General features: G+C 69.0%; 12 protein-coding genes. 5 read left to right on the top strand and 7 right to left on the bottom strand.

What is annotated here, in order from left to right:
* Positions 1–1,146, bottom strand: a complete 1,146-nt coding sequence (locus tag OQ789_RS08145; protein ID WP_324684834.1) for an AI-2E family transporter — start codon at positions 1,144–1,146, stop codon at positions 1–3.
* A gap of 169 nt (positions 1,147–1,315) precedes the next feature.
* Between OQ789_RS08145 and OQ789_RS08150 the strand changes: the two genes are divergently transcribed.
* A complete protein-coding gene (locus OQ789_RS08150; RefSeq protein ID WP_324684836.1) occupies positions 1,316–2,539 on the top strand; it encodes a YbhN family protein in 1,224 nt (407 codons plus the stop codon).
* On the opposite strand, the gene OQ789_RS08155 is transcribed toward OQ789_RS08150, so the two are convergent.
* Positions 2,536–3,009 (bottom strand): hemophore, encoded by a 474-nt coding sequence (locus OQ789_RS08155; RefSeq protein ID WP_324684838.1) that lies wholly within the window; start codon positions 3,007–3,009, stop codon positions 2,536–2,538. The genes OQ789_RS08150 and OQ789_RS08155 overlap by 4 nt on opposite strands.
* 351 nt (positions 3,010–3,360) lie before the next feature.
* Here OQ789_RS08155 and OQ789_RS08160 point away from each other — a divergent pair, with 351 nt between their 5' ends.
* Together OQ789_RS08160 and OQ789_RS08165 are read left to right on the top strand one after the other, a co-directional pair.
* Positions 3,361–6,399, top strand: a complete 3,039-nt coding sequence (locus OQ789_RS08160; RefSeq protein ID WP_324684839.1) for an MMPL family transporter — start codon at positions 3,361–3,363, stop codon at positions 6,397–6,399.
* A complete protein-coding gene (locus tag OQ789_RS08165) occupies positions 6,396–6,932 on the top strand; it encodes an XRE family transcriptional regulator (protein ID WP_324684840.1) in 537 nt (178 codons plus the stop codon). The genes OQ789_RS08160 and OQ789_RS08165 overlap by 4 nt, the downstream gene beginning before the upstream one ends.
* 4 nt (positions 6,933–6,936) lie before the next feature.
* Here the strand turns inward: OQ789_RS08165 and OQ789_RS08170 are convergent, their stop codons facing one another.
* Together OQ789_RS08170 and OQ789_RS08175 are read right to left on the bottom strand one after the other, a co-directional pair.
* On the bottom strand, positions 6,937–7,620 hold the full coding sequence (locus tag OQ789_RS08170) for a hypothetical protein (RefSeq protein ID WP_324684842.1): 684 nt from the start codon (positions 7,618–7,620) through the stop codon (positions 6,937–6,939).
* A gap of 7 nt (positions 7,621–7,627) precedes the next feature.
* Positions 7,628–8,305: a hypothetical protein gene (locus OQ789_RS08175; protein ID WP_324684844.1), complete on the bottom strand. Its 678-nt coding sequence runs from the start codon at positions 8,303–8,305 to the stop codon at positions 7,628–7,630.
* A gap of 41 nt (positions 8,306–8,346) precedes the next feature.
* On the opposite strand from OQ789_RS08175, the gene OQ789_RS08180 reads away from it, so the two are divergent.
* The gene (locus tag OQ789_RS08180) at positions 8,347–10,335 is read left to right on the top strand and encodes a M13 family metallopeptidase (protein WP_324684845.1); all 1,989 of its coding nucleotides are present in this window, start codon (positions 8,347–8,349) and stop codon (positions 10,333–10,335) included.
* Between the two features lie 3 nt (positions 10,336–10,338).
* Here the strand turns inward: OQ789_RS08180 and OQ789_RS08185 are convergent, their stop codons facing one another.
* From OQ789_RS08185 to OQ789_RS08195, 3 genes are all read right to left on the bottom strand, one after another.
* The gene (locus OQ789_RS08185; protein ID WP_324684847.1) at positions 10,339–11,379 is read right to left on the bottom strand and encodes a L,D-transpeptidase; all 1,041 of its coding nucleotides are present in this window, start codon (positions 11,377–11,379) and stop codon (positions 10,339–10,341) included.
* Between the two features lie 117 nt (positions 11,380–11,496).
* A complete protein-coding gene (locus OQ789_RS08190; RefSeq protein ID WP_420716072.1) occupies positions 11,497–12,738 on the bottom strand; it encodes an MFS transporter in 1,242 nt (413 codons plus the stop codon).
* Between the two features lie 145 nt (positions 12,739–12,883).
* A complete protein-coding gene (locus tag OQ789_RS08195) occupies positions 12,884–13,174 on the bottom strand; it encodes a metal-sensitive transcriptional regulator (RefSeq protein ID WP_324684849.1) in 291 nt (96 codons plus the stop codon).
* Positions 13,175–13,284: 110 nt separating this feature from the next.
* On the opposite strand from OQ789_RS08195, the gene ilvD reads away from it, so the two are divergent.
* Positions 13,285–14,997, top strand: coding sequence for a dihydroxy-acid dehydratase (gene ilvD / locus OQ789_RS08200; RefSeq protein WP_324684850.1), 1,713 nt, complete (start codon positions 13,285–13,287; stop codon positions 14,995–14,997).
* Positions 14,998–15,024: the final 27 nt, after the last annotated feature.

Consider the following 15,024-nt stretch of genomic DNA (forward strand, 5'->3'; position numbering starts at 1 on the left):
TCAGCCGGTTTCGTCAGGCTGGTCAGGTTCGGCCTGCATGATCGTGTTCTTCTGGTCCGCGTCCTCGGTCTGCTTCTCGGCTTCGGCGGACGGGTCGGGTGCCAACAGCACCTGGAACGCGTTGTTGAGGAATGCCACCGTCGGAACCGCCAGCAGGGCGCCGACGATTCCGGCGAGCACACCGCCGGTGGAGATGGCGAGCACCACCGCGAGCGGGTGAATCGAGACCGCGCGGCCCATCACCAGCGGCTGCAACAGGTGGGCCTCGATCTGGTTGACCGCGATCAGCAGACCCAGCGTGATCAGCGCGTACACGACGCCCTTGGCCAGCAGCGCCACCACCACGGCCACCAGGCCCGAGATCAGTGCACCGACCAGGGGGATGAACGCACCGAGGAACACCAGCGACGCCAGTGGCAGCGCGAGCGGGATACCCATGATCGCCAAACCGGTGCCGATCCCGGCCGCGTCGGTCAGCGCCACCAGGAAGGTGGCCCGCACGTACCCGATCAGCGAGCCGTATCCGGCGTTGCCGGCTTTGCTCACCCGGTCGCGGACATCCGCCGGAATGATCTGCACGACGTACTTCCAGATGTTGCGCCCGCCGTAGAGGAAGAAGATGAGGGTGAACAGCACCAGCACCGCCGCCGTGACCAGTTCCGTGACGGTGGCCGCGGTGGACAGCGCGCCGCTGGTCAGCTTCGCCTGATTGTTGTGCAGCGCCTCGATGGCGGCGTTGCCTGCGTTGTCGATCTGTTCGTTGCGCAGATGCGCGGGCCCGTTGATCAGCCAGCGGCGCGTCGACTCGATGCTGTGCGTCACCTGCTCGGTCAGGCCGGGCAGGCCGTCGATGAACTGCAGGATGACGAACGTCATGATGCCGCCCAGGATCGCGAAGCCACCCAGCAGCACCAGCGCCACCGCGGCGGCTCGCGGCAGCCCCCGTTTGTCCATCCAGTCGACCACCGGCACCAGCAACGCGCTCACCAGCAGCGCCACCAGCACCGGAACGATGATGACTTCGAGCTTTTTCACCACCCACAGCAGGGCCAGCGCGGCGAGCAGAATGACGAGCAAACGCCACGCCCAGGCCGCGGTCTTGCGGACAAGGGGTTCGACCGAGGCGTCGTCGACGTTTGCTGACATTTGGCCAGCCTATCCACCGCAGGGCGCTGTCAAACGTGTCGCGGCTCGTGTCGGGGACGTCCGCGCGTCGTGCCGGAGCCATCGGCGTCGGCACGATCCGGTTACAGGGCCGACACGGTAGGCGATCCGCAGCGATCGCCGCGCCACCTGCACCGTTACCCTAAATCACGTGTCGCACGACGCACCCGCCCACAGAGCCTCCCCCGCGGCCTCCCCCTCGGTAGCCCCCGCGCGGGAGGTACCCCCGCCCGCCTGCGGTAGCGACACCCCGCGCGGGAAGTACTGGTGGGTGCGCTGGGTGATCCTGGGCGCGGTGGCGATCGTGCTTGCCGTCGAGATTTCGCTGGGCTGGGATCAGCTGGCCAAAGCCTGGATGAGCGTGTACGAGGCGAATTGGTGGTGGCTGATCGCCTCGGTGGTGGCGGCGGCCGCGTCGATGCACAGCTTTGCCCAAATCCAGCGCACCCTGCTCAAGTCGGCCGGTGTGCACGTCAAGCAGGTGCGCTCCGAGGCCGCGTTCTACGCCGCGAATTCGCTGAGCACCACGCTCCCGGGCGGGCCCGTGCTGTCGGCGACCTTCCTGTTCCGCCAGCAGCGGCTCTGGGGCGCCTCGACGGTGGTGGCGTCGTGGCAGCTGGTGATGTCGGGCGTGCTGCAGGCGGTCGGGTTGGCTTTGCTCGGTCTGGGCGGCGCTTTCCTGCTGGGAGCGAAGAACAACCCCTTCTCGCTGCTGTTCACCCTCGGCGGCTTTGTGGCGTTGCTGCTGCTGGCGCAGGCCGTCGCCTCGCGGCCGGAGCTCATCGACGGCATCGGCAGCCGGGTGTTGGCGTGGATCAACTCGGTGCGCGGCCGGCCGGCCGACACCGGCCTGGGCAAGTGGCGCGAGACGCTGATGCAGCTGGAGTCGGTAAGCCTGGGCCGGCGCGACCTGGGGGTGGCGTTCGGGTGGTCGATGTTCAACTGGATCGCCGACGTCGCCTGCCTGGGCTTCGCCGCGTACGCGGCCGGGGATCACGCCTCGGTGGCGGGGTTGACGGTGGCCTACGCCGCCGCCCGCGCGGTCGGCACGATCCCGCTGATGCCGGGCGGGCTGCTGATCGTCGAGGCGGTGCTGGTGCCCGGCCTGGTGTCCAGCGGGATGTCGCTGCCCAACGCGATCTCGGCGATGCTGATCTACCGGCTGATCAGCTGGTTGCTCATCTCCGCGATCGGCTGGGTGGTGTTCTTCTTCGTGTTCCGCACCGAGAACGTCGGCGACCCCGACGAGGACCCGATCACTGGGCCGCTACCGGTCGTGCCGCTACCGGGCGACGCCTCGGCCGATCCGACCGAGACCGCCCTGCAGGGGCCGCTGCCGCCGGTCGGCAAGCCGGAAGCCGACGGCGTGATCTAGCGGACGGTGTTCCCGCCCGGCAGCGAAGCGCCCGCGGGGTTGGCGGGCACCGCGGGCAGCCCGGCGGTCGCGCCCTGCGCCTGCTGCATCAGCCCCATCGCCTGGGGGATCGAGATCGGCAGCTTGCACTGCAGCGACAGGCTGGTCAGCGGCTGGGCGATCGACGTCATGTCGCCGGCGACCTTGGGGTTGGCCTCGAAGTAGGACTTCAACCCGTTCACCGACTGCGGGCCGGCCTGCTGCTGCAGCATCGCGGTCATCGTCTGGTTGGTCTCCGGGTGCGCATCCAGGTAGTCACCCATCGACTTGGAGACCGAGCCGATGGTGCGGGCGACCTCGCTGGCCGCACACGGGTCGGCGGCGCCGGTCGCCGGTGCGCCGGCGAGCAGGGCGACGGCCGCCCCCGGGACCGTGGCCGCGATCAGCCCGGCGAAGATCTTGCGGCCCCGTCCGGCGGTGGCTTTCGTCATGGGATAACTCCTTCGAGTTTGCGCGGGCAGCGGTAATCGGCACCCCGCAAACGGCTGCAACAGACGGCCCACCCGAGCGCGGAAAATCCCCTGAATATCCGGGGGCCTCGCGGGCCATCCGACATCCTGCCATCGCCGTTACCAGCGCTGCCAGTCCGAACGGAGCGCGGGTGGGGATATGTGACGGAAATCCCGCGTGGTCACCGGTTCACAACGTCTTCGCAGCGACTTGGCAACAACCCCGTCGTCGCAGCTCAGGAACCAGAAAGCCCAGATGATCCACAGCCCGCTGCGGTATCGTCGCCAACACGCGTAGCGCGAGAACCGGGGAGCGACGAAATCCAGCAGTTAATGATGCGATTCAGCCGCAGCCTGCGTAAGTACCGCTGGTTGGTCTTCACAGGCTGGTTGCTGGCGTTGGTTCCGGCGGTCTACCTGGCGCTGACGCAGTCGGGCAATCTGACCGGCGGCGGGTTCGACGTGGCCGGGTCGCAGTCGCTGGCCGTGCACGACCAGCTCGAGGAGCTCTACCACGACCAGGGCGGATCGTCACTGGCCCTGGTGGCCGCCCCCCGGCCCGACGCCAGCTACCAGGACATGAACGACGCCGTCGCGCAGCTGCGGCAGATCGCCGCGGGTGTCCCCGGCACCTCGGAAATCCCCAACCCCACGCAGCGGCCGCCGCAGCCCGACCGTCCCTACGTGTTGTCGGTGCGGCTGGACTCCCGCAACACGAGCGACATCGCCAAGCAGCTGCGCAGCAAGGTCGGCATCAGGGGCGATCAACCCGGCCAGACCGCCAACGGCCGCGTGCGCCTTTACGTCATCGGTCAGGGAGCGCTGTCCGCCGCCGCCGCGGCCAACACCAAGCACGACATCGCCGCCGCCGAAAAGTGGAACCTGCCGGTCATTCTGATCGTGTTGCTCGCGGTGTTCGGTTCACTGGCCGCCGCGGCCATCCCGCTCGCCCTGGGCATCTGCACCGTGATCGTCACCATGGGTCTGGTCTATCTGCTGTCCGCCTACACCACGATGTCGGTGTTCGTGACCTCGACGGTGTCCATGTTCGGGATCGCGCTGGCCGTCGACTATTCACTGTTCATCCTGATGCGGTTCCGGGAGGAACTACGGACCGGGCGCCAGCCCCGCGAAGCCGTCGACGCGGCGATGGCCACTTCCGGGCTGGCCGTGGTGCTGTCCGGCATGACGGTCGTCGCCTCTCTGACCGGGATCTACGTGATCAACACCCCGGCACTGAAGTCGATGGCCACCGGCGCCATCCTGGCCGTCGCGGTGGCCATGCTGACCTCCACCACCCTGACGCCCGCGGCGCTGGCGACGTTCGGGCGCGCCGCCGCCAAACGGTCGGGCTTCCTGCACTGGTCGCGGCGGCCGGAGAGCACCCAGTCGCGGTTCTGGAACCACTGGGTCGGCTGGGTGATGCGGCGGCCGTGGATGGCCGCGCTGGCGGCGTCGCTGGTGCTGCTCGCGATGGCCGCGCCCGCGGCGTCGATGGTGCTGGGCAACAGCCTGCTGCGCCAGTTCGACTCGTCGCACGAAATCCGCGCCGGGGTCGGCGCGGCGGCCCAGGCCCTGGGTCCCGGCGCGCTCGGCCCGATCCGCGTCCTGATCAACTTCCCGGAGGGCGGCGCGGCGTCCCCCGAACACAGCCACATCGTCGGCGCCGTGCGCCAGCGGATGGCGCAGGCGCCCAACATCGTCTCGGTGTCGCCGCCGCAGTTCGCCGAGGACAACGGCAGCGCGTTGCTGTCCGCGGTGCTGTCGGTGGATCCCGAGGACATGAAGGCCCGCGAGACCGTCGGCTGGATGCGCGCGCAGCTGCCCAAGGTCCCCGAGGCGCACGGCGCCCACGTCGACGTCGGCGGCCCGACCGCGCTGATCAAAGACTTCGACGATCAGGTATCCGCGACCGAACCGCTGGTGCTGGGCTTCGTCGCGCTGATCGCGTTCGTCATGCTGCTGGTCTCCATCCACTCGGTTTTCCTGGCGCTCAAGGGCGTCCTGATGACGTTGCTGTCGGTCGCCGCCGCCTACGGCAGCCTGGTGATGGTGTTCCAGTGGGGATGGCTGAAGGACCTTGGCTTCGCCCAGATCAGCTCGATCGACAGCACCGTTCCCCCGCTGGTGCTCGCGATGACCTTCGGGCTGTCGATGGACTACGAGATCTTCCTGCTCACCCGCATCCGGGAACGCTTCCTGCATTCCGGCAACACCCGTGACGCGGTGGCCTACGGCGTCAGCACCAGCGCCCGCACGATCACCAGCGCGGCGCTGATCATGATCGCGGTCTTCGTCGGCTTCGCGTTCGCCGGCATGCCGCTGGTGGCCGAGATCGGCGTGGCGTGCGCGGTCGCGATCGCGGTGGACGCCACCGTGGTGCGGCTGGTGATGGTGCCGGCGCTGATGGCGATGTTCGCCCAGTGGAACTGGTGGCTGCCGAAGTGGCTATCCCGCGTGCTGCCGTCCGTCGACTTCGACCGGCCGCTTCCCGAGGTCGACCTCGGCGACGTCGTCGTGATCCCGGACGACATCTCGGCGCTGGTGGCGCCCAGCGCCGACCTGCGGATGGTGCTCAAGTCGTCCGCAAAGCTCAAACACCTGGCACCCGACGCCGTCTGCGTGGCCGATCCGCTGGCGTTCACCGGCTGTGGCCGCAACCCGCAGGCGGGCCAGGACGATGACGCGACCCGCGGCCTGGGACCCGGGCAGATCCCGCACCAGGTTGCCCTGGGCGAGGAGGCGGTCGGCGCAGGCGTGGGCGCGCCCGGCAACAAGCCCGGCGCCAACGGCAACGGCTCCCCGGCGGCCAAGAAGCTGGTCGGCGGTCTGACCTCGCGCAATGGCATCGCTAAGGCCATTACCGGGGTGGACCGGCCCGTTCACCCGGTGACGCTGTGGCGGGGACGCCTGTCGGTCGCGATCGACGCGCTGCAGGCCGGCACCGACACCCGGGCGACGGGGGCTGATGGGCCGAAATACGAGCGGCGCAGCCCGGTGGAGACCACCAACGTGCAGCTGCCCACCGGCGACCGGTTGCTGGTTCCGACCGGCGCAGAGACGCTGCGACTCAAGGGCTACCTGATCATGTGCCGTAACAGTCGGCGCGACTATGCCGATTTTGCAGACATGGTCGATTCGTTGGAGCCCGAGACCGCCGCGGTGGTGCTGGCCGGAATGGACAGGTACTACTGTTGTAAATCATCCAGGCGGCAGTGGATTGCCACACAGCTGGTCCATCGACTCGCGGATCCCACCCCCTGCGACTCCCCCGGAGACCAGGGATCAGAAGCCGAAGCCGACTCGGACTGGGAGACAGTCAGGCAGCGCTGCATGTCCGTGGCCGTAGCGATGCTGGAGGAGGCGAAGTGACGTTGGCACCCGACCGACGCCCCGCACCGCCGTCGCAGCGGCCGGCCCCCGAACAGCGTCAGCCCGGGGGCGGGCCGTCCGGGTCCTTCCAGGATCCCGACCAGCCCGTGGAGTTCTGGCCTACCGCCGCGATCCGGTCCGCCCTGCAGGGCGGTGACATCGCGACCTGGAAGCGCATCGCCGCGGCGCTGAAGCGCGACCCGTACGGGCGGACCGCGCGTCAGGTCGAGGAGGTCCTCGAGGGCACCCGGCCGTACGGCATCGCCAAGGCGCTGTGGGAGGTGCTCGAGCGGGCCCGCACCCACCTGGAGGCCAACGAGCGCGCCGAGGTGGCGCGCCACGTGCGGCTATTGATCGACCGGTCGGGCTTGGTCCCGCAGGAGTTCGCGTCCCGCATCGGGGTGACGGCCGAGGAATTGGCCGGCTACCTCGACGGCAGCACCAGCCCGACGGCCGCGTTGATGATCCGGATCCGGCGGTTGTCGGACCGGTTCGTCAAGGTCAAGTCGACCCAGTCCGCCGAATCGAACTGATCCGCTATCTGACCGGCAACACGTCGGCCACCAGCCAGTCGCTGCCCCGTTTGGTCAGCGTTACCCGCAGCGCCGGCGCCGCCTGACTGGGCGGCTGCCCCGGGACGTTCTGGGTGACCCGCAGGATCACCGCCACGCTGGCCGCCGACGGCCCCAGCGCCTCGACGCCGGCCGACACGGTGGCGGCCTGGGCGGTGACGTTGCGTTGCGCCAGGTCGGCGCTCGACTTGGTGTACTGCTCCTTGAACGCCGCCGCGTGCTCCGGCACGACCATCGCGGCGGCCCGGTCGATCGAGCCCGTCGGGGCGGTGGGGCTGAACGACGCCATCGCCTCCGCCATGTCGGTGGCGATCTGCACGACCCGCCGGGAGTCGTCGGTGAACTCGTTGTCCGCCTTGGTCCAGTGCGTGTAGCCGGTCGCGACGGCCGCGCCCAGGGCCGCCGTGCACAGCAGGACGACCGCCAGGCGCAGCCCCGGCGCGTCGTCGTCGGTCCCGAGGCTGACCGAATCGCGGCGCAGCAGCCAGAAGTTGACCGCCACGCCCTCGACGATCAGCAAGATCAGCACCGAGCACGCCGACACCCACCACAGGGGCCAGCCGAGCACCAGCCCGATGGCCAGGAGCGCCGCGACCGCGGCCAGCGGCGCCAGCACGTCGAACGCGAACAACCGCCAGATGTTTCTCATCGGATCCTCACCTGATCGACGCCAATCCGGAGATCATCTGCTTGCCGTCGACGTCGGAGACGTCCAGCCGCAGGCTCCAGTGCACGGTTTGCGGCTTGGCTCCGGCGTTCTCGCTGACCGACGTGGCGATCAATATCACCGAATCGGTTCGGCTCGCGAAGGGCGGCAGCTTGGTGGTGACCACCGGCCGGGCGACACCGGGCTGAGTATCCAGGTCGTGGTGCATGGACTCGATCGCCACCGCATCGATCCGCCCGGTGCTCTTGGACTGCAGCTTCTCCACGACCGCCCGGTAAGGCTGCACGGCGGCGTCGAAGTCGGCGTTCAGTTCGCCGACTGTCCCGTCGTGCAGCCGCTGCAGGCTGGCGTCGACGTTGCCGCTGTTCATGTTGATCAGCACGTTCCCCCAGTCCGCGGCGGTCTGCATGGCCCGGCTCAGGTAGCCGCGCTCGGCGACCTGGTCGCGGTGATCGGACCAGATGATGTAAGCGAGCACCACAGCGGCCACCGACAGCACGCCCAGAACCGCGGACGCGACGCCGTAGGGGGAAAAGACTTCCCCGCTCTCGGAGTCGTCGTTGCCGTCGGAGTCGTCGTTGCCGTCGGAGTTGTCTTTGGGCTCCTCGTCGGGTTCGGCAACGGAATCTTCTTCGGCAGGGGGTACGGTTCGCTCGCCGTCGGACATGGCCCGATCGTCGCACCCCGCAAAGATGGAAGGATGGCAGGGTGACGAATACGGCCATCCGCTCGGGCATCGACCTGAGCTTCATCGATGACAGCATCCGCCCCCAAGACGACCTGTTCGGTCACGTCAACGGCCGCTGGCTGGCCGAATACGAGATACCGGCCGACCGGGCGACCGACGGCGCCTTCCGCCAGCTGTATGACCGCGCCGAAGAACAGGTGCGCGACCTGATCGTGGAGGCCAGCCGGCAGGACTCGGCGGCCACCGACGACGACGCGCAACGCATCGGCGACCTGTATGCCAGCTTCCTCGACGAGGACACCGTGCAGGGCCGCGGAGTGCGGCCCCTGCTCGACGAGATGTCGGTGATCGACGACGCCGCGGACGCCGACGCGCTGTCCCGGGCCATCGGCGCGCTGCAACGCACCGGCGTGGGCGGCGGTGTGGGGATGTACGTGGACACCGACGCCATGGACTCGGCCCGCTACCTGGTGCACTTCACCCAGTCCGGCCTCGGGCTGCCCGACGAGTCCTACTATCGCGAAGAGCAGCACGCCCAGGTGCTCGCGGCCTACCCCGCGCACATCGCGCGGATGTTCGGGTTGGTGTTTGGCGGGGATCCCGGAGACCACGTGCCGACCGCCGAGCGCATCGTCGCGCTGGAGGCCAGGCTGGCCGAGGCGCACTGGGATGTGGTCAAGCGTCGCGACGCCGACCTCACTTACAACCTGCGCACCTTCGCCGAACTCCGCGACGAGTCGGTGGGCTTTGACTGGGACGGCTGGGCCTCCGCGCTGGGCGCCGGCCCCGAGGCACTCGCGGAAGTGATTGTGCGCCAACCTGATTACCTGCGCGCCTTCGCAGAGCTATGGCGCAACGAAGACCTCGAGGTGTGGAAGAGCTGGGCGCGGTGGCGGCTGATCCGGGTGCGGGCCTCCTGGCTGACCGACGAGCTGGTATCGGCGGACTTCGACTTCTACGGCCGGCTGCTGACCGGCGCGGAGCAGATCCGGGACCGGTGGAAGCGCGGGGTGTCGCTGGTGGAGAACCTGATGGGCGACGCCGTCGGAAAGCTCTACGTGCAAAAGCATTTCCCGTCCGGGGCCAAGGCCCGCATCGACGAGCTGGTCGCCAACCTGCGGGCGGCGTACCGGATGAGCATCAGCGAACTGGACTGGATGACGCCGCAGACCCGGCAGCGGGCCCTGGCCAAGCTGGAAAAGTTCACCGCCAAGGTGGGCTACCCGGCGAAGTGGCGGGACTACTCGACGCTGGTGATCGAGCGAGATGACCTCTACGGCAATTACAGGCGCGGCTATGCCGTCAACCACGATCGTGAACTGGCCAAGCTCGGCGGACCGGTGGACAAAGACGAATGGTTCATGACGCCGCAGACGGTCAATGCCTACTACAACCCCGGCATGAACGAAATCGTCTTCCCGGCAGCCATTTTGCAGCCACCGTTCTTCGACGCCGAGGCCGACGACGCGGCCAACTACGGCGGCATCGGCGCGGTGATCGGGCACGAGATCGGCCATGGCTTCGACGACCAGGGCGCCAAATACGACGGCGACGGCAACCTGGTCGACTGGTGGACCGATGCCGACCGGACCGAATTCTCTTCCCGAACAAAGGCTCTCATCGAGCAGTATGACACCTACACGCCGCGGGACCTGGCCGGCGACCATCACGTCAACGGCGCCTTCACGGTCGGCGAGAACATCGGCGACCTGGGCGGGCTGTCGATCGCGCTGCTGGCCTACCAGCTGTCGCTGAACGGCAGTCCCGCTCCGGTGATCGACGGCCTCACCGGTGTGCAGCGCGTGTTCTACGGCTGGGCCCAGGTGTGGCGCGCCAAATCCCGTGCAGCGGAGGCTATCCGGCGCCTGGCGGTGGATCCGCACTCGCCGCCGGAGTTCCGCTGCAACGGCGTGCTGCGCAACATGGACGCCTTCTACGACGCGTTCGACGGCGCCAACGCGGGTGCCCTGTTCCTGGAGTCGGACCGCCGGGTGAAGATCTGGAACTGACGGCTAGTTCATCCAGTCGGCGGATCCGTCGTTCTTCTTATACGAGCCGCCGCTGGAGTTCTTCACGACGATGGGGTCACCCGCGCCGAAGTTGTCGAAGAACCATTTCGCGTTGCTGGGGCTGATGTTGATGCAGCCGTGGCTGACGTCGCGCTTGCCCTGGTCGTCCACCGACCACGGGGCGCTGTGCACGTAGTCGCCGACGTTGTCGAAGCGCACCGCGTCCTCCACGGTCACCTTGTAGCCGTAGGTCGAGTTGACCGGCACCCCGTAGGTCGAGGAGTCCATCACCACCGACGCCTTCTTGTCCTGCACGTAGTAGGTGCCGTTGGGCGTCTGGTGGTTGCCGGACGTCATGCCCATCGACATCGGGAAGGTCTTCTCGACGGTGCCGTTGCGGGTGACGGTCAGCTGGTGCGTCGCGTCGTCGGCCGTGGCGATCAGCGTGTCACCGGTGTGAAAGCTCATCACCGTGCCGCCCGCGTCGACGGTCACCGCGGTGTGCGCGGGCCAGAAGTCCAGCGGCCTCCAGCGCAGCTGGGTCGGGGTCATCCAGTAGAACTTGCCGGGCACGGCGGGCACCGACGAGACGTGCACGGCGCCGATGGCCGCGTCGGCGTTGTCGACCGTTCCGGGGAAGTTGATGATGATCGGCTGGCCGACGCCCACGGTTGCGCCATTGGCCGGGACGATCCTGGGCGGCCCGAACGGGGGCGTCCCCGTGAACGGGGTGGGATTCTGTCCGGCAGCCGAGGCCGCGGCGGGCTGGGCTGCGGGCGGCGCCCACGGCGGCGGCGCCAGCGGGTTGGGCGGCGGCGGGGCGGCCAACGGATCGGGCGGGGGCGGCGGCGCGAACGGGTCGGGCGGTGGGGGCGGCCCGGGAGGCGCGGCGACCGCGCCCGGGTCGGCGGGAGCCGGATCCGGGTCCGCCAGGGCCGGAGCCGCGCTCAGCAGCAGCGTCAAGCCCATGACGGACGCCAAGCCGGTCGTGCCCAGAGCGGCGAAGAGGCCCTTTCTGGTCCTGGCCCTCGTCCAGCCCGACATATGCATACCTCCACTCGTGTTGTCGCCTAAGTGTGGCATAAGACCCATGCCAGCTACCGTCTCCCACGGGCGTCAGGGCCGCGACAACGGGGGAAATAGTGCGCTTGAGCTGGGCCGCTATGAATCGGGTGAGCTTGTCGGAGCAAAGTCCAGCATTCGCCGGTTGGCCGCGATGCCCACCAACGCGACGGCCATCAGGACCGCCGAAGCGGTCAGCATCAGCGTGACGTTGCGCTCGTAGAGCAGACCGCCGGCGAGCGAGCCGGCCATGATGCCGACCTGGAAAGCGGTGACGTAGAGCCCCGACGCGCCATCGGGGTCGTCGGCGCCATTGCGCATCGCGGCAGACTGCATCATCGGCGAGAGGGCGGTGGCCATGGCCCCCCACAGCACGATGGCGGCGGTCCCGATCAGGGCGGTGGCTATCCCAGAGCGCCCGCCGAACGCCAGCCCGGTCAGCACCACAAAGGCCGCCGTCAACCCCGTCGCGCACAGGATGACGGCGCTCTTGGGCCGGTGGTCCAGCGGCCGCGCCACCAACGGCAACGACAGCAGGCCGGCCAGCCCGTAGGCGGCCAGCACGAAGGCGAGGTTCGGCCCCCGCACGCCGAGGACATTGCGGATGATCTCGACGATGTAGGTGTAGGACACGAAATGGCCGGCCACCGCGATCATCGCCAGCACGCTCACCAGGATCAGCCGGGGATTGCGGTGGTGGCGCGACCTCGGACCCACGTGGGCGAGCTGGTCGGAGGTGAGGACCAGCGCCGGCAGCAGCAGTCGCGCGGCGACCGTGACGGCGACGGCCGCGGCGGTGACGCACACGACGGCCAGGCGCCAGCCCCACATCAGGCTCAGGGCGGCGGTCAGCGGGCTGCCCACCACCAGCGCCAGGCTGGTGCCGACGTAGATGGACATGGTGGCCCGCCCGGCGTGGCTCGGCGGCACCAGCCGCGTGGCGATCGGCGCGATGACCGCCCACAGCAGCCCGTGGGTGATCGCGCAGAGCACCCGGCCTGCGGCCAGCACCGCGAAAGTGGGCGCCAGCGCCGAGATCACCTGCGAGGCGGTCAGGCAGGTCAGGCTGAGCATGAGCGCGCGTCGCCGCGGCCAATGGGCGGTCCAGCGCACCAGCGGAAACGTCGTCAGGGCCGCCACGAACGCATACCACGTCAGCAGCGTTCCCACCGCGAACACACTGACGTGCAGGTCGCGCGCGATGGCCGGCAGCGCCCCCACCGGCAGGAGCTCGGCGGTGACATAGGTGAAGGCTGCGGCGGCCAGCACAGCCAGCTGCGCCGCGATCCGTGGGGTCCACGTCCGCGTGGCAGCGTTGATTTCGGTGGTCATGGCGTCTATGTCGGCCGGGCTACCCAGTTCCTGGGTCGTCGCGCCTAATGCGATCACACTGCCTTACGGTACGGACCGCAACTGCGCCTCCCCCTGAATCAGAGCCGGAACTCTGATCTCAACTGCGTCACCGATGAGGCACGATATCGCCACGTCAGGAGCGAACCAGCCGTGCGATGGCGGCGGAGGCCTCGGCCAGCTTGTGGTCGGCCTCGTCGCCCCCCTCGGCGACGGCGCGGGTGACGCAGTGATTCAGATGCTCGTCGAGCAGGTTCAGGGCAACCGAACGCAGGGCGCTGTTGACGGCGCTGACCTGGGTGAGGACGTCGATGCAGTACTTGTCTTCCTCGATCATCCGGGCGATGCCCCGCACCTGGCCCTCGATGCGCCGTAGCCGCTTGGCGTAGTCGTCCTTCTGCTGCGAATACCCGTGGTCGTTCGTCATCCGTCACCCTTGCCCAATCGCTTGCCCTTCGGCGCCGCACCACAGCTTATACCCCATCGGGGTATCACCCCGGAAGCGGGCATCGCGACTGGCCAGCGCATACTTGAACGATGCCCACCACCGATTCGGCGGCAACCGCCGACATCAAGCCGCGTAGTCGTGACGTCACCGACGGCCTGGAGAAGGCCGCCGCCCGGGGAATGCTGCGGGCGGTAGGCATGGGCGACGAGGACTTCGCCAAGCCGCAGATCGGCGTCGCGTCGTCGTGGAACGAGATCACCCCGTGCAACCTGTCCCTGGACCGGCTCGCCAAGGCGGTCAAGGAGGGCGTCTTCTCGGCCGGCGGATACCCCTTGGAGTTCGGCACCATCTCGGTGTCCGACGGCATCTCGATGGGCCACGAGGGCATGCACTTCTCGCTGGTGTCGCGCGAGGTGATCGCCGACAGCGTGGAGACGGTGATGCAGGCCGAACGCCTCGACGGCTCGGTGCTGCTCGCCGGTTGCGACAAGTCGCTGCCCGGGATGCTGATGGCCGCCGCGCGGCTGGACCTGGCGGCGGTGTTCCTCTACGCGGGGTCGATCCTGCCCGGGGTCGCCAAGCTGTCCGACGGCAGCGAGCGCGAGGTCACCATCATCGACGCGTTCGAGGCCGTCGGCGCCTGCTCGCGCGGGTTGATGAGCCGCGAGGACGTCGACGCCATCGAGCGCGCGATCTGTCCCGGTGAGGGCGCGTGTGGCGGCATGTACACCGCCAACACGATGGCCAGCGCCGCCGAGGCGCTGGGGATGTCGTTGCCCGGCAGCGCGGCGCCGCCGGCGACGGATCGCCGCCGCGACGGGTTCGCGCGGCGCAGCGGCGCGGCCGTCGTCGAACTGCTGCGGCGCGGCATCACCGCCCGCGACATCCTCACCAAGGAGGCGTTCGACAACGCGATCGCGGTGGTGATGGCGTTCGGCGGGTCGACCAACGCGGTGCTCCACCTGCTGGCCATCGCGCACGAGGCGGAGGTCGCGCTGTCCCTCGACGACTTCAGCCGGATCGGGTCGAAGGTGCCGCACCTGGCCAACGTCAAACCGTTCGGCAGCCACGTGATGTCCGACGTCGACCACATCGGCGGTGTGCCGGTGGTGATGAAGGCCTTGTTGGACGCCGGCCTGCTGCATGGCGACTGCCTGACCGTCACCGGAGCGACGGTGGCCGAGAACCTGGCCTCGATCGCCCCGCCGGATCCCGACGGCAAGGTGCTGCGCGCACTGGACAACCCTCTGCACCCGACGGGCGGAATCACCATCCTGCGCGGCTCGCTGGCCCCCGAGGGGGCGGTGGTCAAGACGGCCGGTTTCGACTCCGACGTGTTCGAGGGCACCGCAAGGGTTTTCGACGGCGAGCGGGCCGCGCTGGACGCCCTGGAGGACGGCTCCATCACCAAGGGTGACGCCGTGGTGATCCGTTACGAGGGCCCCAAAGGCGGCCCGGGCATGCGCGAGATGCTGGCCATCACCGGCGCCATCAAGGGCGCCGGCCTGGGTAAGGACGTGCTGCTGCTGACCGACGGCCGCTTCTCCGGCGGGACCACCGGCTTCTGCGTCGGCCACATCGCACCCGAGGCGGTAGACGCCGGGCCCATCGCGCTCCTGCGCGACGGCGACCGCATCCGCCTGGACGTGGCCGACCGGGTACTCGACGTGCTGACCGATCCGGCCGAATTCGACTCTCGGCGCAAGGATTTCACCCCGCCGCAGCCGCGCTACAAGACGGGCGTGCTGGCCAAGTACGTGAAGCTGGTCAGCTCCGCCGCGATCGGCGCGGTCTGCGGCTGACCGCTTTGCGGTTCAGCCGGATTCGCG

It is taken from the genome of Mycobacterium sp. 94-17, from assembly GCF_035617725.1.
GTDB lineage: Bacteria > Actinomycetota > Actinomycetes > Mycobacteriales > Mycobacteriaceae > Mycobacterium.

Bases quoted from the DNA above. Each gene is read 5' to 3' on its own strand.
- ilvD (WP_324684850.1), top strand. From the start codon at position 13,285: ATGCCCACCACCGATTCGGCGGCAACCGCCGACATCAAGCCGCGTAGT.
- OQ789_RS08175 (WP_324684844.1), bottom strand. From the start codon at position 8,305: ATGTCCGACGGCGAGCGAACCGTACCCCCTGCCGAAGAAGATTCCGTT.
- OQ789_RS08145 (WP_324684834.1), bottom strand. From the start codon at position 1,146: ATGTCAGCAAACGTCGACGACGCCTCGGTCGAACCCCTTGTCCGCAAG.
- OQ789_RS08170 (WP_324684842.1), bottom strand. From the start codon at position 7,620: ATGAGAAACATCTGGCGGTTGTTCGCGTTCGACGTGCTGGCGCCGCTG.
- OQ789_RS08195 (WP_324684849.1), bottom strand. From the start codon at position 13,174: ATGACGAACGACCACGGGTATTCGCAGCAGAAGGACGACTACGCCAAG.
- OQ789_RS08160 (WP_324684839.1), top strand. From the start codon at position 3,361: ATGATGCGATTCAGCCGCAGCCTGCGTAAGTACCGCTGGTTGGTCTTC.
- OQ789_RS08185 (WP_324684847.1), bottom strand. From the start codon at position 11,379: ATGTCGGGCTGGACGAGGGCCAGGACCAGAAAGGGCCTCTTCGCCGCT.
- OQ789_RS08155 (WP_324684838.1), bottom strand. From the start codon at position 3,009: ATGACGAAAGCCACCGCCGGACGGGGCCGCAAGATCTTCGCCGGGCTG.